General features: G+C 66.4%; 17 protein-coding genes and 1 riboswitch. Of the genes, 1 reads left to right on the forward strand and 16 read right to left on the reverse strand.

Going from position 1 to position 19,100, the window contains the following annotated elements:
* Positions 1–95: 95 nt before the first annotated feature.
* The 12 genes from tolA to aspS form a co-directional block, all read right to left on the reverse strand.
* Positions 96–1,049, reverse strand: a complete 954-nt coding sequence (gene tolA, locus M2650_RS07680; protein ID WP_249473041.1) for a cell envelope integrity protein TolA — start codon at positions 1,047–1,049, stop codon at positions 96–98.
* On the reverse strand, positions 1,046–1,486 hold the full coding sequence (locus tag M2650_RS07685) for an ExbD/TolR family protein (RefSeq protein ID WP_249473044.1): 441 nt from the start codon (positions 1,484–1,486) through the stop codon (positions 1,046–1,048). Before M2650_RS07685 ends, tolA begins: the two co-directional genes overlap by 4 nt.
* A 136-nt stretch (positions 1,487–1,622) precedes the next feature.
* Entirely contained in the window at positions 1,623–2,396 is a 774-nt protein-coding gene (tolQ, locus tag M2650_RS07690; RefSeq protein ID WP_249473046.1) for a protein TolQ, read from the reverse strand.
* Between the two features lie 4 nt (positions 2,397–2,400).
* Positions 2,401–2,886, reverse strand: coding sequence for a tol-pal system-associated acyl-CoA thioesterase (gene ybgC / locus M2650_RS07695; RefSeq protein WP_249473049.1), 486 nt, complete (start codon positions 2,884–2,886; stop codon positions 2,401–2,403).
* 18 nt (positions 2,887–2,904) lie between these two features.
* On the reverse strand, positions 2,905–3,978 hold the full coding sequence (ruvB, locus tag M2650_RS07700; protein WP_249473051.1) for a Holliday junction branch migration DNA helicase RuvB: 1,074 nt from the start codon (positions 3,976–3,978) through the stop codon (positions 2,905–2,907).
* A gap of 229 nt (positions 3,979–4,207) precedes the next feature.
* Entirely contained in the window at positions 4,208–6,121 is a 1,914-nt protein-coding gene (locus M2650_RS07705) for a potassium transporter Kup (protein WP_249473053.1), read from the reverse strand.
* A gap of 44 nt (positions 6,122–6,165) precedes the next feature.
* Positions 6,166–6,756: a Holliday junction branch migration protein RuvA gene (gene ruvA / locus M2650_RS07710; RefSeq protein ID WP_249473056.1), complete on the reverse strand. Its 591-nt coding sequence runs from the start codon at positions 6,754–6,756 to the stop codon at positions 6,166–6,168.
* 223 nt (positions 6,757–6,979) lie between these two features.
* Positions 6,980–7,516, reverse strand: coding sequence for a crossover junction endodeoxyribonuclease RuvC (ruvC, locus tag M2650_RS07715; RefSeq protein WP_249473058.1), 537 nt, complete (start codon positions 7,514–7,516; stop codon positions 6,980–6,982).
* Between the two features lie 9 nt (positions 7,517–7,525).
* The gene (locus M2650_RS07720; protein WP_249473061.1) at positions 7,526–8,257 is read right to left on the reverse strand and encodes a YebC/PmpR family DNA-binding transcriptional regulator; all 732 of its coding nucleotides are present in this window, start codon (positions 8,255–8,257) and stop codon (positions 7,526–7,528) included.
* A gap of 80 nt (positions 8,258–8,337) precedes the next feature.
* Entirely contained in the window at positions 8,338–8,958 is a 621-nt protein-coding gene (locus M2650_RS07725; protein WP_249473064.1) for an alpha/beta fold hydrolase, read from the reverse strand.
* 124 nt (positions 8,959–9,082) lie between these two features.
* Positions 9,083–9,385: an I78 family peptidase inhibitor gene (locus M2650_RS07730; protein WP_249473066.1), complete on the reverse strand. Its 303-nt coding sequence runs from the start codon at positions 9,383–9,385 to the stop codon at positions 9,083–9,085.
* A gap of 81 nt (positions 9,386–9,466) precedes the next feature.
* A complete protein-coding gene (gene aspS, locus M2650_RS07735; RefSeq protein WP_249473068.1) occupies positions 9,467–11,263 on the reverse strand; it encodes an aspartate--tRNA ligase in 1,797 nt (598 codons plus the stop codon).
* 156 nt (positions 11,264–11,419) lie between these two features.
* Between aspS and M2650_RS07740 the strand changes: the two genes are divergently transcribed.
* Positions 11,420–12,349 carry a DUF3011 domain-containing protein gene (locus tag M2650_RS07740; protein ID WP_249473070.1) on the forward strand — a complete coding sequence of 310 codons (930 nt, stop codon included), beginning with the start codon at positions 11,420–11,422 and terminating at the stop codon, positions 12,347–12,349.
* Positions 12,350–12,353: 4 nt separating this feature from the next.
* Here the strand turns inward: M2650_RS07740 and M2650_RS07745 are convergent, their stop codons facing one another.
* The 4 genes from M2650_RS07745 to btuB all read right to left on the reverse strand — a co-directional run bounded on the left by M2650_RS07745 (position 12,354) and on the right by btuB (position 18,754).
* On the reverse strand, positions 12,354–12,674 hold the full coding sequence (locus M2650_RS07745) for an FmdB family zinc ribbon protein (protein ID WP_249473072.1): 321 nt from the start codon (positions 12,672–12,674) through the stop codon (positions 12,354–12,356).
* Between the two features lie 67 nt (positions 12,675–12,741).
* Entirely contained in the window at positions 12,742–14,745 is a 2,004-nt protein-coding gene (locus M2650_RS07750) for an ABC-F family ATP-binding cassette domain-containing protein (RefSeq protein ID WP_249473074.1), read from the reverse strand.
* Between the two features lie 145 nt (positions 14,746–14,890).
* A complete protein-coding gene (locus M2650_RS07755) occupies positions 14,891–16,549 on the reverse strand; it encodes an alpha/beta hydrolase (protein ID WP_249473076.1) in 1,659 nt (552 codons plus the stop codon).
* 342 nt (positions 16,550–16,891) lie between these two features.
* Entirely contained in the window at positions 16,892–18,754 is a 1,863-nt protein-coding gene (btuB, locus tag M2650_RS07760) for a TonB-dependent vitamin B12 receptor (protein ID WP_249473078.1), read from the reverse strand.
* Positions 18,755–18,861: 107 nt separating this feature from the next.
* Positions 18,862–19,094, reverse strand: a riboswitch (cobalamin riboswitch).
* Between the last annotated feature and the right edge of the window lie 6 nt (positions 19,095–19,100).

The following is a 19,100-nucleotide window of genomic DNA, read 5'->3' on the forward strand; positions in this document are numbered from 1 at the left end:
AATCCGGGTCGAGCCCACGGGCCCGGCTATTAAACAGCTTGTATGTGAAATTCATCTCAAAGATGAACGGGGCCCTGCTCGGACGGACTTCCGCATCAGCGATCCTGGGCCTCGAAATTGAGGGTGAGATTGCGCTGGAACACGGTTTCGAAGCCGGCGTAAGGCAGAGGCTGAGCCTTCAGCACCGCGGCTTCGACCGAACGCCGGCCCAGTTCGTCGTAAGGGCAGGACGGGGAAACCTGCACATCGACCACCTCCCCGCCCGGCAACTGGCGGATATTGAGGCGGCAACGTTGTCCCAGCGGCACGGTTTCGGGCCGCGTCCAATTGCGCAGGATCGCCTCCTGCAGCGCCGCAGCGTATTTCGCGGCCAGATCGGTATCGACGCCCTCGTTGCCCGGCGGCGGACTGGCGCTGGAAGCCGCATCGGACGAGGCCTGCTGCGCGCGCCGGTCGGCCAATTGCTTGAGCCGCTGCTGCGCCAGATCCTCTTCGCGCTTGGCCTTGGCGATTTCGGCGCGGATCTTCTTCAGCTCTTCGTCTTTCTGCTGCTGGGCGAGGCGTTGTTTCTCTTCGGCTTCCTGCTGGCGCTCGCGTTCGGTCAGATCGATCTGCTCCTGGCGGCGTTTTTCTTCCTGCTCGCGTTCGCGCTGCTCGGCCGAGATCGCTTCGCGGTCGACACGCTCCTGCTCGCGCGTGTCGGGAATCGGGATCTGTTCCTGCGCCTGGTTCTGTTGCGGCACCTGCGAATCCTGCGGCCGCGGTTCGGGCAAGGGCTGCGGCGGCGGCGTGGCTTCCTCTTCGGCCGCCTGCGGCTGCTGCACCGGCTCTGGCGGCACCGCCTTGGGCCGCTCGCGCAACACGCGCTTCATTTGCGCGGACAGCGCATTGGGATCGATCAGTTCGGCTTCCACCATCGGCCCGGCCGCGGACACGGGCGCCGTGCTGCGCGTCCACCACAGGCCGACGAAGGCCAGCAGGAACAGCAGCACATGCAACGCGATGGCGTAGACGAACGCCTGCGTCGTGTCGGCGCGGGTTTCCCTCACTTCGCGGGAACCTCGGCGGGATTGCTCATCAGGCCGGCGCGCGGCACGTTGGCCTTGGTCTGCAGGTCGGTCAGCACCGAATAGATGGTCTGGTACGGCGCATTGCCGTCGCCGGCCACGAATACCGCCACTTTGGGATTGTTGCGCACGTAAGCGCCGACCTTGGCCACCATCTGCTCGGTGGTCACCGCCTCGTTCTTGGCGCCTTCGATGGTCAGGAACAGATGGCCTTCGCGGTCCACGCTGACCACGATCGGATCCTTCTGCTCGGTCACCGTCTTGGCGTTGGACTGCGGCAACTGGATGTCGACGCCCAGGTTCAGCAGCGGCGCGGTGACCATGAAGATGATCAGCAGCACCAGCATCACGTCGATGTAGGGCACGACGTTGATGTCGGCCTTGAGTCTGCGCTTACGTTTGCGGCGTGTGGTGGTCATGCGTATTTCTGCCCTGTCATTCCGTCATTCCGAACGCAGTGAGGAATCTGCTTTTCTCCATCCCCGAAAGCAGGTCCCTCGCTTCGCTCGGGATGACGCCAGTGGGGACGACAACGCTTGGGGAGCGCGAGGAGGGTCAATCGTCCAGGTGCGCCTGCCGTTGCAGGATCGACGAGAACTCTTCGGCGAACGCGTCGTAACGCACGCCGATCCGGTCGACCTTGGTCGCGAAACGGTTGTAGGCCCACACCGCGGGAATCGCTGCGAACAGGCCCATGGCGGTGGCGATCAGCGCCTCGGAAATGCCCGGCGCCACGGTGGCGATGGTGGCTTCTTTGACGTTGGCCAGGCCCTGGAACGAAATCATGATGCCCCAGACGGTGCCGAACAGGCCCACGTAAGGGCTGATCGAGCCGACGTTGGCCAGGAATTCCAGGTTGTGCTCCAGCCCGTCGAGCTCGCGCGAGGCGGTCGCGCGCATCGCGCGCTGCGCGCCTTCGAGCTGGATGCGGCTGTCCACGCCGCGGCGCTGGCGGATGCGGTTGAACTCGCGGAAACCGCCCTCGAAGATCGCTTCCATGCCGCCGATGTCGCGGTTGCGTTCGGCGGCGCCGGCGTAGAGCTTGCTCAGTTCGGCGCCGGACCAGAAGCGTTCTTCGAAGCGGATCGCCTCGTTCTCGGCCCTGTCGAGCACGCGTTTCTTGCGGAAGATGATCACCCACGAGGCGATCGAAGCGCCCAGCAGCAGCAGCATCACCAGTTGCACCGGGATGCTCGCATGCAATATCAGCTGCAGGATGTTGAAATGGCTTTCCGGCGGCACCGCGGCGGCGGCCTGCACGACGTTCGCGGCTTCCTCGGGCAAGGGCTCCGCCGTGGCGGCCTGCGTGGCAAGCAACATCGCAATCATCCGTTCACTCCGCAATCTTGGTTTCGGGGGAATTGTCCGGCACGGGCCGGGTTTGCAACGATTTGAGCCGCGCGTACAGCGCGTCGGGGATCGCGCGCGGCCGGAAATCGCCCGCGCCCAGCGCCGCCACGCGCACCTGCGCATCCAGCAGCCGCGATCCGTCGCGATCGATCGACTGCGCGATCACCAGGCTGGCGCGCCGGCATTCGGCCAGCGCCGCCGTTACCGACAGCGCGTCGTCCAACCGCGCCGGCTGGCGGAAATCGATCCGCATCGCCCGCACCGCGAACACCAGATCGTGCTCCGTGCGCAAAAGTTCCTGGCCATACCCGTGGACGCGCAGCCATTCGGTGCGCGCGCGCTCCAGGAACGCCAGGTATTGCGCGTGGTAGACCACGCCACCGGCATCGGTATCTTCCCAATAAACGCGTGTCGGCCAACTGAACGGGGGCCGGGGTTGGGGATTAGGGATTAGGGATTCGGGGATCAAAAGCGCACTCTCCGGGATTTAGCGGACTTGATCGCCGGGATCCGCTTCGGAATCGAACAGCGATTGCGAATCCCCAATCCCCAATCCCGAATCCTTTCTCGGCCGCAGTCCAAGATGCCGATACGCCTTGTGCGAGGCCATGCGCCCGCGCGCGGTGCGCACCAGGAAACCCTGCTGGATCAGATAAGGCTCGATCACGTCCTCGAGCGTGCCGCGCTCCTCGCTGAGCGCGGCTGCCAGCGATTCGACGCCGACCGGGCCGCCGTCGAAATTCTCGATGATCAGGTTGAGCAGGCGACGGTCGAGCTCGTCGAAGCCTTCAGGATCGACTTTCAGCATCAGCATCGCGGCCTTGGCCACATCGTGGTCGATATGGCCCGCGGCGCGCACCTGGGCGAAATCGCGCACCCGCCGCAACAGGCGGTTGGCGATGCGCGGCGTGCCGCGCGAACGGCGCGCGATCTCGTCGGCGCCATCCGCTGCGCAATCGATGCCCAGAATTTTCGCCGAGCGGCGCACGATGCGGGTCAACTCCTCGGCGCTGTAGAACTCCAGCCGCTGCACGATGCCGAAGCGGTCGCGCAGCGGCGCGGTCAACAGGCCGGCGCGGGTGGTGGCGCCGATCAGGGTGAACGGCGGCAGGTCGAGCTTGATCGAGCGCGCGGCCGGGCCCTCGCCGATCATGATGTCGATCTGGAAATCTTCCATCGCCGGGTACAGCACTTCCTCCACTACCGGCGACAGGCGGTGGATCTCGTCGATGAACAGCACGTCGTGCGGCTGCAGGTTGGTGAGCAGCGCGGCCAGGTCGCCGGCCTTTTCGATCACCGGGCCCGAGGTCACGCGCAGGTTGACGCCCAGCTCGTTGGCGATCACGTGGCTGAGCGTGGTCTTGCCCAGGCCCGGCGGGCCGAAGATAAGGATATGGTCCAGCGCCTCGCCGCGGCGCTTGGCGGCTTCGATGTAGATCGACAACTGCTCGCGCACCGGCTGCTGGCCGAGGTATTCGTCCAACCGTTTCGGGCGGATGCTGGCCTCGATGGCGTCGTCTTCGCGGGTAGCGGCGGCGGCGATGATGCGGTCTTCGGTCATGCGCCCATTATGCGGGATGGGACTGGCTTCTCCTTCTCCCTGCGGGAGAAGGTGCCCGAAGGGCGGATGAGGGTACGGCGGAGCGACGCAAGCTGAAACAACGTCGCTTCGCCGTACCCAACCCCCGCTCCGCGCCCCGGCCCGCGCTCACGGCGCGGGCGTTCGACTGCACGCGCGCCAATGGCGCGCAAGCCGTGCAGCCTCACCCCGATGGGAGAGGGCTCAAGCGTCAGATTTCTACCTGCGCGCCCAACTCCACCAGCCGGTTGCCGGGAATGCGAAAAAACCCCGTCGCCGGCGCCGCATTGCGATGCATGAAGGCGAACAGGCGATCGCGCCAGATCGGCATGCCGCGGTGGCGGCTGGCGACGATCGTCTCCCGGCTGGCGAAATAGGTGGTGTCCATCGGATCGAAATAGATGCCGCCGGCATCGCAGCTGCGCATCAGCGCCAGCGGCACGTCCGGCGTTTCCATGAAGCCGAAGCGGATCAGCACGCGGTAGAAATCGTCGCCGATCGGGTCGATCTTAAGGCGCTTGGCCTGCGGCGCGTGCGGCACGGTCAGCGTTTCGACGGTCAGGAACACGTTGCGCTCGTGCAGCACCTTGTTGTGCTTAAGGTTATGCAGCAGCGCGTGCGGCACCACGCCCTGGTCCGCGGTCATGAACACCGCGGTGCCCGGTACGCGAGCCGGCGGCGCCAGCATCAGCCCGGGCAGGAAGCTGTCGATCTGGATGCCTTCCTTGCGCACTTCCTCGTGCAGCAGCTCGCGGCCGCGGCGCCAGGTGCGCAGCAGGGTGAACACCGCCAGGCCCAGCACCACCGGGAACCAGGCGCCGTCGAAGAACTTGGCGCCGTTGGCGATCACGAAACCGACGTCGACGATGAAAAACAGCACGCACAGCGGCAGCACGAACATGCGCCAGCGCGGCCACAGCGCGCGCGCCACCAGCGCCAGCAGCAGGGTGTCGATCAGCATCGTCGCCGACACCGAGATGCCGTAAGCCGAGGCCAACGCGGTGGAGCTGCGGAACATCAGCACCACCACCAGCACCGTCACCATCAACACCCAGTTGATGTACGGCACATAGATCTGGCCGATGGTTTCGCGCGAGGTGTGCTTGACCAGCATCCGCGGGATATAGCCCAGCTGCATCGCCTGGCGCGCGACCGAGTACGCGCCGGTGATTACGGCCTGCGAGGCGATCACCGCGGCCATCGTCGCCAGCACGATCATCGGGTACAGCGCCCAGGAAGGCACCGATTCGTAGAACGGGTTCACCACCGCGGCCGGGTGCCCGAGCACGAACGCGCCCTGCCCCAGGTAGTTCAGCATCAGGCAGGGCAGCACCATCGTGTACCAGGCGTAACGGATCGGCTTGGCGCCGAAATGGCCCATGTCGGCGTACAGCGCTTCGCCGCCGGTCACGGCGAGCACCACCACGCCCAGGATCAGCACCGAATGCGAGCCGTGTTCCATGAAGAATTTCGCGCCCCACCATGGATTCAGCGCCTTCAGCACCTCCGGCGCATCGATGACGTTGTGGACGCCGATGGCGCCCAGCGCCAGGAACCAGATCATCGTGACCGGGCCGAAGACCTTGCCTACCTTCTCGGTGCCGAAACGCTGCGCGAAGAACACCGCGATCAGGATCAGCACCGCGATCGGCACGATGAAGCGGTGCAGGCCCGGCGCCGCGACTTCCAGGCCTTCGACCGCGCCCAACACGGTGATCGCCGGCGTGATCACGCTGTCGCCGAAGAACAGCGAGGCGCCGAAGATGCCGAGGATGCCGACCACGTAGGCCGAACGCCCGCCCTTGGCCAGCGTGCGTTGCGCCAGCGTCATCAGCGCCATGATGCCGCCTTCGCCGTTGTTGTCGGCGCGCATGATGATGGTCACGTACTTCACCGTGACCACGATCATCAGCGCCCAGAACACCAGCGACAGGATGCCCAGCACGGTGTCGTGGTTGCCGACCAGGCCGAAATGGGGCGAAAACGCCTCTTTCAGCGTGTACAGCGGGCTGGTGCCGATGTCGCCGAACACCACGCCGATCGCGCCGACCACCAGCGCCGGCAAGCCGGTTTTGCCGTGAGCGTGGGAATTGCCTGTAGCGGAATGGTTCTGCGGGGTGGCCATGGGCTTCCTGGTCGCATCCGGCGGGCGGATGGCGCCTTCCGGATTCAACGAAGCGCGGACTGTAGCGCTTTACGGATGATGATTTCGGGGGCATCGCCATCGGCGGCCGCGTTTTTCGCCATCCGCTGCGCTTCGGCCGGCTTGTAGCCCAGTTGTTGCAGGGCGATGATCGCTTCGGACAGCGGGTCGGCTGGGCCCTTGCCCATCGACACCGGCGAACCGCTGCCGATCAGGTCGGCGGCGCGGTCGCGCAGTTCCACCACCATGCGTTCGGCGGTCTTCTTGCCGATGCCCGGAATCCGGGTCAACGCGGTTACGTCGCCGGTCTGCACCAGTCTTGCGAATTCGTCGACCGAAGCGCCCGACAGCACGGCCAGCGCGATCTTGGCGCCGATGCCGCTGACCCGCTGCACGTCGCGGAACAGCCGGCGCTCGGATTCGCTCAGGAAGCCGTACAGCGAGACGCTGTCTTCCTTCTGCGCGTAATGCGTGAACAGCGAGACTTCGCCGCCGACCTGCGGCAAGTCGTAGAACGTGCTCATCGGGGCTTCGAGCTCGTAGCCGACGCCGTGCACGTCCACCACCAGCCACGGCGGCTGTTTGTGGAGCAGGATTCCCTTCAAGCGTCCGATCACCGCGCACCCTCGCTCTTGATTTTTCCCCCTTTGGAAAAGGGCGACACAGGGGGATTTGCTCTTGATCTTGCTTTTCGTAGGAGCGGCTTTAGCCGCGAGCTCTTGATCTTCACGAAAGGCAAGAGCTCGCGGCTAAAGCCGCTCCTACGAAAAGCCGAAAGCAAATCCCCCCTGCCCCCCTTTTTCAAAGGGGGGAACAGCACATTTTTCAAGGCGACGAGATTCATTTCCTGCTCCACGCCTCGCGTACGTTCACGCCCAATCGCCGCGCGCTCGCGCGCACGTGCGCATGGGTGATCGCCACCGCCAGCGCGTCGGCCGCGTCGGCCTGCAGCTTGCCTTTCAGGTTGAGCATGATGCCGACCATGTGCTGCACCTGCACCTTGTCCGCGCCGCCCTTGCCGACCAGGGCCAGCTTGATCTCCTTGGCCGCGTATTCGTGCACGGGCAGGTCGCGCATCACCACCGCGCACAGCGCGGCGCCGCGGGCCTGGCCCAGCTTGAGCGCCGAATCGGGGTTGCGCGCCATGAAGACCTGCTCGATCGCGACCTCGTCCGGCCGGTGGGCGTCGATTATCCCGGACAGGCCGTCGAGCAATAACTTCAACCGCTGCGGGAAGTGGCCCTTCTCCGCGGCCTCGCCCAGCATCAGGTTCAGCGGCGCGTGGAACACATGCGTGGCCTTGCCGCTGGCGTCGACGTCGATGATGCCCACGCCGGTCCGCTGCGAACCGGGGTCGATGCCGAGGATTCTGGTCACCGCGCCAGTCTACGCGTATGCGTCGGCGCCGAGCTCGGCATTGCTGTAGACGTTCTGCACGTCGTCCATGTCCTCCAGCCAGGCCAGCAGCTTGGCGACCTGCTGCGCGGTGTCGCCGGAAACGGCGATGTCGTTGTCCGCACGCAGCGTCACCTCGGCGATATCGGGCTTCAGGCCGGCGGCATCCATGGCCGCCTTGACGGTTTCGAAGGCGTCGGGCGCGGTGATCACGTCGATCGCGCCATCTTCCGGATAGACGACCACATCGTCGGCGCCGGCCTCGATCGCGGCCTCGGTGATCGTGTCTTCGTCTGCGCCAGCCGCGAAGGACAGCACGCCGAGCTTCTTGAACATGAAGGCCACCGAGCCGTCGGTGCCCAGATTGCCGCCGAACTTGCCGAACGCGTGGCGCACGTCGGCCACGGTGCGCACCTTGTTGTCGGTGAGGCAGTCGACGATCACCGCCACGCCGCCGGGCGCATAGCCTTCGTAGCGGATTTCCTCGTATTCGACGCCTTCCAGCTCGCCGGTGGCCTTCTTGATGGCGCGCTCGATCACGTCCTTGGACATGTTGGCGCCCAAGCCCTTGTCGATGGCGCTGCGCAGGCGCGGATTGCCGGCCGGATCGCCGCCGCCGGCGCGCGCGGCGACGGAGATCTCGCGGATGATCTTGGTGAAGATCTTGCCGCGGCGGGCGTCCTCTGCGTTCTTGCGGGCCTCGATGGAAGGACCTCTACCCATGAATTTCGACCGGATTGCGTTGGCTAAGCCGCGATTTTACTCGATCGGCCGCGCCGGCCGGCACGCGACCGCGGCCGGGATCAACGCTGGAAACGCCCGTTCCGGAGGAATTCGGCGGCATGCCGCGCCGCATCGGCCGAAAACAGCAGGCCACTGTGGCCGGCTTCGACCAGCACGTGGTCGGCCAGGGCCGGGCTGCGCGTTTCTTCGACCGATACGGTGCCGTCGTGCTCCCCATCGAAATGCGCGAACAGCGCCCCCAGCCCGTGCGGCAGGCGGCCGGCGATCATGCCGACCTGGAACCGGTCCGGCCATACCGCGCAGCCCTGCTGCAGCAACGGCGCGCTGCGACCCAGCATCAGCCCGGCGACCGGCACGTGCGACAGTCCGTCGGCGGCCGCGCTGCCGCACACCGGCACGCCCAGGCAGACCACGCGGGAAACCGGCAGGTCCGGCTCGGCGGCCAAGGCCTGCAAGGCGATCAGGCCGCCCAGGCTGTGCGCGACCAGATGGGTCGGGCCGCCGCTGCGGATCTGTTCGGCCAGCCGCGGCACGGCCGCATCGGGCCCGCCGATCACGCTGTGGTAGCCGAAGGTTTCAGGCTGGAAACCGGCCGTTCTCAACTGGGCGCCGAACCACTGCATGGTGGCGCCGACCATCCAGATGCCGTGCAGCAGAATGACGCGTTCGGGGTTGGGCATGTGGCGATGCTGCTTTTGTGGGAGCGGCTTTAGCCGCGAGCTTTTCGAGCCGCGATGTCTTGAAGCAAGAGCTCGCGCCTAAAGCCGCTCCCACTAAAGCCGCTCCGACGAAGAGCAGGGCCGCTCAACCGCAGTTCAATTGGGTGACGATGTTGTTCGCATCCAAATAGACATTGATGCGATCGGCGCGGAAATCGCGCGTCACCGCCTCGCCGGGCCCGATCGGGCGCAGCAAGCCGGCGCCGCTTTCCTTCCAGACGCGTTTTATCGTGTCCTCGTCGCCGGGCTTGCCGACGGCCCAAGCGACGCGATCGGCATGACAACTGCCGTCGCCGGCGACCTGCGGCCCGCCGTCGGCGGGCATCACCGACGAGCAGGAGGTCAAAGCCACGGCAAGCAACGATGAGATGGCGGCAAAACGCATCATGGCGGCGCTCCTCTCCGGATCGGTCGCCCGAGTCTAGCCCATGCCGCGGAAAGAGCGCGGCAGCGGAAGCCGCCGCGCTTTTCAGGCTTGCGGCTTGGGACGGATCGCGACGTGCACCTCGGCCAGCTGCTTGTCCGGCACCGGCGACGGCGCGCCGGTCATCAGGCACTGCGCGGTGGTGGTCTTGGGGAAGGCGATCACGTCGCGGATCGACTCGGTGCCGGCCATCAGCGCGGCGATGCGGTCGATGCCGAACGCGATGCCGCCGTGCGGCGGCGCGCCGTACTTGAGCGCATCGAGCAGGAAGCCGAACTTGGCTTCCGCCTCTTCCGCGCCGATGCCGAGCAGTTCGAACACCGCCGACTGCATCGCCGAATTGTGGATGCGGATCGAACCGCCGCCGATCTCGTTGCCGTTGAGCACCATGTCGTAGCCGCGCGACACCGCCGTCTTCGCGTTGGCGCGCAGGTCGGCCACGTCGTCGACCGCCGGCGCGGTGAACGGGTGGTGCAGCGCGACGTAGCGGCCCTCTTCCTCGTCCCATTCGAACATCGGGAAATCGGTGACCCACAGCGGCGCCCAGCCTTCGGCGACCAGGCCCAGGTCCTTGCCGAGTTTCAGGCGCAACGCGCCCATGAAATCGGATGCGGTCTTGTAGGTGGCCGCGCCGAAGAACAGCAGATCGCCGGTCCGCGCGCCGGTCTTTTCGACCAATGCGGCCAACGCGGCGTCGTCCAGGAACTTGGCGATCGGCGAATTGATGCCGTCGCGGCCCTTGCCGGCGTCCTCGATCTTCATCCAGGCCAGGCCCTTGGCGCCGAATTTCGCCGCGTGCGCGGCGTAATCGTCGATCTGCTTGCGCGACAGCGCGGCGCCGCCGGGCGCGCGCAGGGCGACCACGCGGCCGTCCTCGTGGTTGGCCCAGTCGGCGAACACCTTGAATTCGCTGTCCTTGACCAGCTCGGCCACGTCGACCAGCACCAGATCGATGCGCAAATCCGGCTTGTCCGAGCCGTAATGGCGCATCGCTTCGGCATAAGTCAGGCGCGGGAACGGTTCGGCGAGTTCGACTTGCATCACTTCGCGGAACACGTCGCGGATGAGGACTTCGACGGTGTCCTGCACGATGGCTTCGTCGACCCAGGCGAATTCCATGTCGAGCTGGGTGAACTCGAGCTGGCGGTCGGCGCGCAGCGCTTCGTCGCGGAAGCAGCGCGCGATCTGGTAGTAGCGGTCGAAGCCGGCCATCATCAGGATCTGCTTGAACAGCTGCGGCGACTGCGGCAACGCGTAGAACTCGCCCGGATGCATGCGCGCGGGCACCAGGAAGTCGCGCGCGCCTTCGGGCGTGGCCTTGGTCAGGATCGGCGTTTCGATGTCCTGGAAACCGCGCGCGTCCAGCCAGCGGCGCAACGCCTGCACCAGCTTGATGCGGGTGCGCATCATGCGCTGCATCTGCGGCGTGCGCAGGTCGAGGTAACGGTATTTGAGGCGGATGTCCTCGCCCGGGTTTTCGTGCGCGTGGAACGGCAGCGGCTCGGCCTTGTTCAGCACTTCGATCTTGGTCGCGACGACTTCCACCTGGCCGGTCTTGATCTTGTCGTTGACCGACTGGCGCTTGCGTACGACGCCGGTGACGCGCAGGCAATCCTCGTAACCGACGTGTGCGGCCGCAGCGACGACCGCAGCATTGGCTTCGCCCGCGCCGAAATTCGCGTCGGTCGTCGGCTCGGCCACGACCTGCACGATGCCTTCGTGGTCGCGCAGATCGATGAAGCACAATCCGCCCAGGTTGCGGGCGACATCGGCCCAGCCGCACAGGGTGACGGTCTGGCCGATCAGCGCCTCATCGACGAGGCCGCAGAAGTGGGTACGCATGGATGCTCCGGGAGTTGCGATCCGCCCGGCCGCGGCCGGAGGACAAGGGGCCGGCCTGGGCCGGAAACACGTCATTTTAACGGCTGCGGCGCCTTACTGCGCTCGCTGTCGCGCCTGGTACCCGGAACGCCCGTCCACACAGCTGGGGAAAACGATATGAAGCGCCTTCTGAAGTGCGTCGCGCTGGCCCTGGGCCTGTCGCTGCTGATGCCCGCTGCGGTTTTCGCGCAAGCCCAGACCCGCGCCTACGCGCCGGAAAACCTGCGCACCCTCAACTACAACGACCAGGTCCGCGTGATCAGCCTGGAATACGAAGAACAATCGCGCGGGCGCCGCATCCCGGACGACCAGTTGCGCTTCTACCTGGACCAGGTCAACCGCTCCAACTGGGGTTTCAGCCGGATCAAGCAGGACATCTCGCAGTCGCTGGGCTATGGCGGCGGCGGACCGCAGCCGCCCTACCCCGGCAACGGCAACGGCAACCGGATCCGCTGCGAGAGCATCAACAACCGGTCGCAGACCTGCCCGACGCCGTGGAGCGGGCCTTCGCGCCTGGTCCGGCAACTGTCGGGCACCGGTTGCGAGGAAGGCCGCACCTGGCAGTCGCAGCGCGGGCAGGTCTATGTCGGCGGCGGCTGCCGCGGCGAATTCGAGGCCGCACCGATCGGCCCGCCGCAGGGCACCGTGCGCTGCGAGAGCGTCAACAACCGTCCGCGCACCTGCGCCACCCCATGGGCCGGCCCTTCACGATTGGTCCGGCAGTTGTCGGGGACGGGTTGCGAAGAAGGCCGCACTTGGCAATCGCAGCGCGGGCAGGTGTTCGTCAGCGGCGGCTGCCGCGGCGAATTCGCCCCCGGCGCAGCGCTCAATCCCAACTACAGCGTCACCTGCACCAGCCGCAACATGCGGCCGGCCAACTGCGGTTGGAATCGCGATTACGGCCGCCCGGCCCTGCAGCGGCAGCTCTCCAGCAGCGCCTGCGTCGAAAACCAAACCTGGGGTTACGACAGCGCGCGCGGCAGCATCTGGGTCAGCAGCGGTTGCAGCGGTCGCTTTGCGCAGCCGCAGATCCAGCCGCGCTACTGAAGCCTCAGGCCGAGTCGGCGGCGGGCTTGGCCGCCGGTTTGCTGTCGGCTTTCGGCGCCGCTTCGGCTTTGCCCGCAGCGGCCGGCGCGGCGGCCTTGCTGGCGCCTTCGCCGCCTTCGGCCAGGTTGCGCTTCTTGTCGCTGCCCTTCTTGAAGTCGGTCTCGTACCAGCCGCTGCCGGACAAGCGGAACGAAGGCGCCGTCACCTGGCGGCCGACCGCATGCGCGCCGCAATTCGGGCAGGTGTCCGGATCGGGATCCGATAGCTTCTGCAAGCGGTCGAATTCGTGGCCGCACTCGGCGCAACGGAAGGCATAAATCGGCATAGCGGGAACCAGTAATTGGAGACGCAGGATGATTTTGGGGTCGGCCGGAGCCGATTCCAAGCGGGATTCAGGCCGCGCTGGCCTCGTACAGTTGCAATAGCTCGGCTTCGGCGGCCTGCAGCGCGTCGTGCAGTTCGCCCTGGCGCTTGCCCAGTTGCGCTGCGCGGGCACCGCCGTCGGCGTACAGCATCGGATCGGCCAACGCGCTTTCGATGCCCGCCATTTCGGTTTCCAGTTCGGCCACGCGCGCTTCGGCCTTGGCCAGCTTGTGCGGATTGACCTTGCCGGCTTTGGGCTTGGCGGCCGGCATCGGCGCAGGCGCAGCGATGGGCGCCACAGGCGCCGCGGCCATGTCGCTTGCGGGCCGCGCGCGCAACCATGCCGCGTATTCGTCCAGATCGCCGTCGAAGGGTTCGACGCGGCCATTGGCCACACGCCAGAACGTATCGCTGACCAGGCCGATCAGGTGGCGGTCGTGCGAGACCAGCACGATCGCGCCGTCGAAGTCGCTGAGCGCTTCGGCCAGCGCCTCGCGCATGTCCAGGTCGAGGTGGTTCGTGGGCTCGTCGAGCAGCAGCACGTTCGGCTGGCGCCAGGCGATCAACGCCAGCGCCAGGCGCGCGCGTTCGCCGCCGGAAAAACCGTCGATGCTTTCGAAGGCGCGGTCGCCGGGGAAATTCCACTTGCCCAGGAAATCGCGGAACGATTGCGTGGATGCGTTCGGCGACAGCTCGCGCAGGTGGTCGATCGGCGACGCGCCCTTCTTCAACGATTCGACCGTGTGCTGGGCGAAGTAGCCGATCCGCAAATCCGGATGCGCATAACGCTCGCCCGACAGCGGCGGCAATTCGCCGACCAGTGTTTTCACTAGCGTCGATTTGCCGGCGCCGTTCGCGCCGAGCAGGCCGATGCGGTCGCCGGCCTCCAGGCCGAAGCCGACGTTGTGGAGGATGACGCGCGCTTCCCCTTCTCCCTCCGGGAGAAGAGCCTGCCCCGGACTTGATCCGGGGTGGCGCGTAGCGCCGGATGAGGGTTCGGCGTGTGGCGAGGTTCCCCGATCCTCCGAACCCTCACCCCAACCCCTCTCCCGCAAGGAGAGGGGCTTATAACCGCAATCGGCATGGTTCAAGCGCAAAAGCGCATGCGGCAGCTTCAGAGGCTCGGGGAATTCGATCCGCAATTCGCGCTCGGCGCGCACCGCCTCGGTGCCGGCCAGTTTGGCCAGGCGCTTCATCCGCGACTGCGCCTGCTTGGCCTTGCTGGCCTTGGCCTTGAAGCGGTCGATGAAGCTCTGCAGGTGCGCGCGCTCGGCCTGTTCCTTCTCGAACGCGATCTGCTGCTGGCGCAACTGCTCGGCGCGCTGGCGTTCGAATGCCGTGTAGTCGCCGACGTAGAGCTTGGCGCGCTGTTCGTGCAGGTGCAGCGTATGCGTGCTGACGTTGTCGAGGAATTCGCGGTCGTGGCTGATCAGCAGCAGCGTGCCGGGGTACTTCAGCAGCCACTGCTCGAGCCACAGCACCGCGTCGAGATCGAGGTGGTTGGTGGGCTCGTCGAGCAGCAGCAGGTCGCTGGGCGTCATCAGCGCACGCGCCAGGTTCAGGCGCACGCGCCAACCGCCGGAGAAAGTGCTCACGGCGCGCGAATGCGTCTCGGCGGAAAAGCCCAGGCCATGCAGCAGCTTGCCCGCGCGCGCGGTAGCGTCGTAACCGCCGACTTCTTCCAGGCGATGGTGCGCTTCGGCGACGGCTTCCCAATCCTCCGCGGCGAACGCATTGGCTTCGGCCTGCAATGCGGCGTGCACTTCGGCATCGCCGGACAGCACGAAGTCGATCGCCGGGTCGGGCAGCGACGGCATTTCCTGCGCGATGCTGGCGATGCGCACGCGGTTGGGCACGTCCAGATCGCCGCGGTCGGGCTCCAGTTCGTTGCGGATGGCCGCGAACAGCGAGGACTTGCCGGTGCCGTTGCGGCCGACCACGCCGACGCGCCAACCGGCGTGCAGGGCCAGGTCGACATCGGACAGGAGCAGGCGTTCGCCGCGCCGCAGGGCGAAATTGCGGAAGGAAATCATAAGGATACAGATTTTACCTGTTTTACCGCCGCTCCAGCGACCTGGTCGCGCCTTTTCGTGGGAGCGGCTTCAGCCGCGAGCTTTTCCCTGCGGGCGCAGCACGATCAAGAGCTCGCGGCTGAAGCCGCTCCCACAAAAGCGGGGCCTATCGCTTAACCGGCACCGCATCCGTCGGCGCCTGTTCCTTGGCCGGCTTAGGCGCATCCGGGCGCGCGATCGCATACATCTCCCAAGCGATCTTGCTCGATAAGGCGCGGCGATCGTCCCCTTCCGCATAAAGATCGAAATGGGTGCGCCCCGGCAGAAAGCGCACATCCGTCTTCGCGCCCAGCGTTTCCAGCGTGGCCTTGAGCTTGCGCGCGGAGCCGTCGAGATAGAACGTGTCGGCGTCGCCGACGATCACGTGGACCTTGCCGTCCAGATCCGCCTTCAGCGCGGGCCATTGCGTGCGCAGGCGATGCGCGATGTCGTAGTGCTCGCGCCAATAGGCGGCCACCTGCGGATCCACGCGGCCGGTATCGCGATCGAACAGCGGTACCGGACGCCCGTCCTCGCCGCGCGGCGAAAACACCCATTCGAACGACGACATCTGGCCGCCGTACGGACCGAGCACGCGCTCGAGCTTGGCAAACTCTTCGAACGTCGCTTTCACTTCGCCCTTGTCGCGCACCAGCGGCAGCGGCTTGCCGTCGGGTTTGCGGTAGACGTTGGCATCCTTGGCGTAAAGGTCCGCACCGGTGAAATCGGTGAAATCGCTGGGATCGGGCGATGTCGACCAGGTGCCGCCAAACACTTTCGGATAAGCCACCTGCAGCCACAGCGTCGCCCAACCGCCGGAAGAGTGGCCGGTGAGGAAGCGCCCGGACGGTCGCGCATCCATGCGGTAGCGCTTTTCGAGTTCGGGAATCAGTTCGGTGGTCAATGCCGTGCCCCACGGTCCGTTGTTGACCGAGTCGGCGAATTCGTGGGTGCCGGTGGCGCTGGACTCGTCCAGGAACACCCAGATCATCGGCGGCATGCGGCCGTCGCGCATGCGCTCGTCCATCGACGCGACATCGGCGATCAAGCGCGAGAGCTTGCCGCTGAAGCCATGGGTGTAATAGACCGTCGGATAACGCTGTCCGGGATGCGCCGCGTAATCCGGCGGCGGCAATACCCAGCCGCGGATGTGCACCGGCCGGCCCCAGAACGCGGTCAACGCCGGGCTGGGAAAGTCGAGCGGCTCGGCGTGCGGGCGCGCCGCGGCCGCATCGTCCTGCACTTCCTTCGGTGCATCGGCCGGCAATTCCCAGGTGGGGCCGCTCGTCCCGGGCAAGGCGCGCGCCAGGGAAATAGGCGCCGCCGCGCCGGCACCGAGCTTCACCATCGTCACGTCGCTGACCCAGTCGCCCGGGCCGCGACCGCCGTAGTTGTAATCGTGGTTCACGTCGAGCACGGCCTGCATCGCGTATTCGCCAGGCTTGAGCTTGGAGAAAGCGGCGGGGAACGCGAGCGATTCGGTATCGACCGTTACGCTCGCGCCCGGCGCCAGCTGCGTCACCTCCATTGCGGCCACGCTGACCTGGGTGGGCTTGAACGGGCTGGTGTCGACCGAGACGACCTTGCCGTCTTTGGCCGCGGCGCGCGCTTCGGCGGCGGGCATCGCGAACAGCAGCAGGCGGCCGGATGCGGGCTGGGCAGCGCTATCGGCGAGTTGCACGCGCAGGGTCTGGCCTTGCGCGACGTCTTCGCGGCGGCAAGCCGTGAGCGATGCCAGCAGAGACAGGCCGGCGACGAGGAACCACTGCGGACGGGGAGCGGCCATGCGACGAGCTCGTGGGGCGGGAGCTCCAGTCAAGCACACCGCGCCGCAACGGGCCAATGGCCAGAGTCACGCCAGAAGGCGCTGCCGTTTCCCTTTTGAAAAATGAGGGCTAAGGGGGTTTTGCTTTGATCTGGTCCTTCGTAGGAGCGGCTTCAACCGCGAGCTTTTCCTTCTGCCGGGATCAAGAGCTCGCGGCTGAAGCCGCTCCTACGAAAAGCAAAAGCAAATCCTCCCCGGCCCTCTTTTTTCAAAGGAGGGAGACAAGCAAAAGCATCGCGTGTTCGATCCAGACGGAACCCCCTTTGAAAATGGGACCGAAGGGGTCGCTCTAGAGGCGCGGTCTTACTGACGCGGTTGGAACCGTAGGCTCAGCGTATAGCTGCGACCCGGCTGGTTGAACCAGGCGGCGGTTTCGTATTCGCGATCGAATACGTTGGCCGCGTTCAACTGGATCGACCAGTCGCTGCTCAGCGCATAGCCCACGCGCAGGTCGACCAGCGAATAGCCGGGCAGGCGGGTGCGGTTGGCCAGATCGTCGTAGCGTTCGCCTTCGGCATAGACGCTGGCGCCGAAACTGAAAGCGCCGAAGCTGCGGTCCGCATCGACGCGGCCGCTCTGGCGCGCGCGCCGCGGCAGGAAATTGTCGCGGTTGAAGCCCCCGCTGTCGTTGCGCGGGTCCAGCCAAGTGGCGGTGCCGAGCACGGTCCAGCCGGCGATGTCGAAATCCAGCGTCGCCTCGGCGCCGCGGATGAAGGCGCGGTCGACGTTGGCCGGCAGGAAGGTCACCGCGTCGAACGTGATCAGGTCTTCGGCGCGGGTCTGGTAGGCGCTTATCGACCAGTTGCCGGTAGCGTGCGTTCCGCGCAGCCCCAGTTCGAAAGTGCGCGAGGTTTCCGGCGACAAATCCGGATTGCTGAATCCGTGGAAGTACAGATCGTTGAAAGTAGGCGCGCGATAAGCGGTGCCGTAGCTCGCGACCAGCTTCAGATCCTCGGTGAACGAGAAGCCGTAACGCGCGCTGCCGGTGGTCTCGCCGCCGAACTGGCTGTTGTCGTCGCGGCGCAGGCTGGCCTGGAAGCTTTGCCGGCCGAAGTCGCCTTGCCACTGGCCGAACACGCCGCGGTTGATGCGTTGGGTTTCGTCGAATTCCGCGTCGCTGTCGACCGCATCTCGTTGCCAGTCGAAACCGAAGCTGACCAAGCCGGTGCCCGCGCCGATGTCGGCCTGCAACGAAGCCAGATCGCGATGCGTGTCGAAGCGGCTGCTGAACTCGCCGTCCTTGAAGTCGTCGCTCTCGTCGACGCTGCGGCCTGCATTGAAGGTCACCGCGATCTTTTCGCTGGGCGCGTAACGCAGCCGTGCGCCGGCGACCTGCTGCACCACGTCGGCCTGGTTGGCGAAACTGCCGTCGTAGTCGTTCTGGCCTTCGGCGCGGAACACGCGTGCTTCGGCGTCCCAAGCGTCGCCGAAGCGGTAGCCGCCTTGCAGCGATAGCGAATTGTTCTCGTAGCCGTCCTTGTCCGGCTCGTCGGTGAAGCAGCCCGCGAACAGCGTGCCGCTGCCGCGGCAAGCGTCGATGCCCTCGGTACGCTCGTGCGCGGCGTTGATCGAATACCAGCCGTCGCCCTGCTTGCCGGCGACGCCGGCGCTGGCGCGACGGGTGTCGAAGCTGCCCAATGCGACGCTGGCATGCGGCGCGAACGCGCCTTCCGGGCGGCGGGTGAAGATCTGGATGACGCCGCCCAGCGCCTCGGAACCGTAAAGGCTGGAGAACGGTCCGCGCACGATCTCGATGCGCTCGATCTGATCGACCGGGATGTCCTGGAACGCGGCCAAACCCGCGCTGGCCGAACCGATGCGCACGCCATCGACCAGCACCAGCACCTGCGAACCGCCGGCGCCGCGCAGCGACATCGTGGTGATCTTGCCGTTGCCGCCGTTGTTGGCGAAGGTCAGGCCGGGCGTGCCGCGCAGCAGTTCCGGCAACGAAGCCGGCTGCAGGCGATCGATGCGTTCGCGGTCGATCACGGTGGTGGAAGCCAGCGTATCGGCCAGCGACTGCGGCGTGCGCGTGGCGGTGACGACGATCTGGTCGAGATCGGTGACGGTCGCTTCGGGTCCCGATTCCGCACTCGCCTGAGCGCAGGCGAACGAAACGGCGATGGCCAACGCAACACGCGCGGCATGGGTGTGACGCAATGACATGATGAGCTCCTGAGCCGCGCCTGCCCGCGCGGAATGGTTGGGAAGGACAGGCGGCGGAGCGCATGGGTCGTGCCGCGGAGGCACGATTCCACGACATCGCCCACCGCGTGTTTGGTCTGCCGAAGGCCGGTCTCCGGGCTCGCGAGCGAAGACGCGGACGTCTTCGGAACGGCGCCTTCCCATGCGGATGCACAGTGGCTGTTTGCCGGTCCAGGGCCTTGCGGCCGATGCTCGCCTACCGTTGCGGGGGCAGCTCCGGGATTGCCGTCATGGCGCACCGGATTCCCGTTTCAACCGCTGGCGTAGGACGCGCGCGGTCACCTCAGGCGGGCGCAGTTTAGCGGCC

This window comes from Luteimonas galliterrae, from assembly GCF_023374055.1.
Lineage (GTDB): Bacteria > Pseudomonadota > Gammaproteobacteria > Xanthomonadales > Xanthomonadaceae > Luteimonas_C > Luteimonas_C galliterrae.

Coding starts and splice junctions, on each gene's coding strand:
- M2650_RS07685 (WP_249473044.1), bottom strand. CDS start 1,486: ATGACCACCACACGCCGCAAACGTAAGCGCAGACTCAAGGCCGACATC.
- tolQ (WP_249473046.1), bottom strand. CDS start 2,396: ATGATTGCGATGTTGCTTGCCACGCAGGCCGCCACGGCGGAGCCCTTG.
- ruvB (WP_249473051.1), bottom strand. CDS start 3,978: ATGACCGAAGACCGCATCATCGCCGCCGCCGCTACCCGCGAAGACGAC.
- M2650_RS07705 (WP_249473053.1), bottom strand. CDS start 6,121: ATGGCCACCCCGCAGAACCATTCCGCTACAGGCAATTCCCACGCTCAC.
- M2650_RS07720 (WP_249473061.1), bottom strand. CDS start 8,257: ATGGGTAGAGGTCCTTCCATCGAGGCCCGCAAGAACGCAGAGGACGCC.
- M2650_RS07725 (WP_249473064.1), bottom strand. CDS start 8,958: ATGCCCAACCCCGAACGCGTCATTCTGCTGCACGGCATCTGGATGGTC.
- M2650_RS07730 (WP_249473066.1), bottom strand. CDS start 9,385: ATGATGCGTTTTGCCGCCATCTCATCGTTGCTTGCCGTGGCTTTGACC.
- aspS (WP_249473068.1), bottom strand. CDS start 11,263: ATGCGTACCCACTTCTGCGGCCTCGTCGATGAGGCGCTGATCGGCCAG.
- M2650_RS07740 (WP_249473070.1), top strand. CDS start 11,420: ATGAAGCGCCTTCTGAAGTGCGTCGCGCTGGCCCTGGGCCTGTCGCTG.
- M2650_RS07745 (WP_249473072.1), bottom strand. CDS start 12,674: ATGCCGATTTATGCCTTCCGTTGCGCCGAGTGCGGCCACGAATTCGAC.
- M2650_RS07750 (WP_249473074.1), bottom strand. CDS start 14,745: ATGATTTCCTTCCGCAATTTCGCCCTGCGGCGCGGCGAACGCCTGCTC.
- M2650_RS07755 (WP_249473076.1), bottom strand. CDS start 16,549: ATGGCCGCTCCCCGTCCGCAGTGGTTCCTCGTCGCCGGCCTGTCTCTG.
- btuB (WP_249473078.1), bottom strand. CDS start 18,754: ATGTCATTGCGTCACACCCATGCCGCGCGTGTTGCGTTGGCCATCGCC.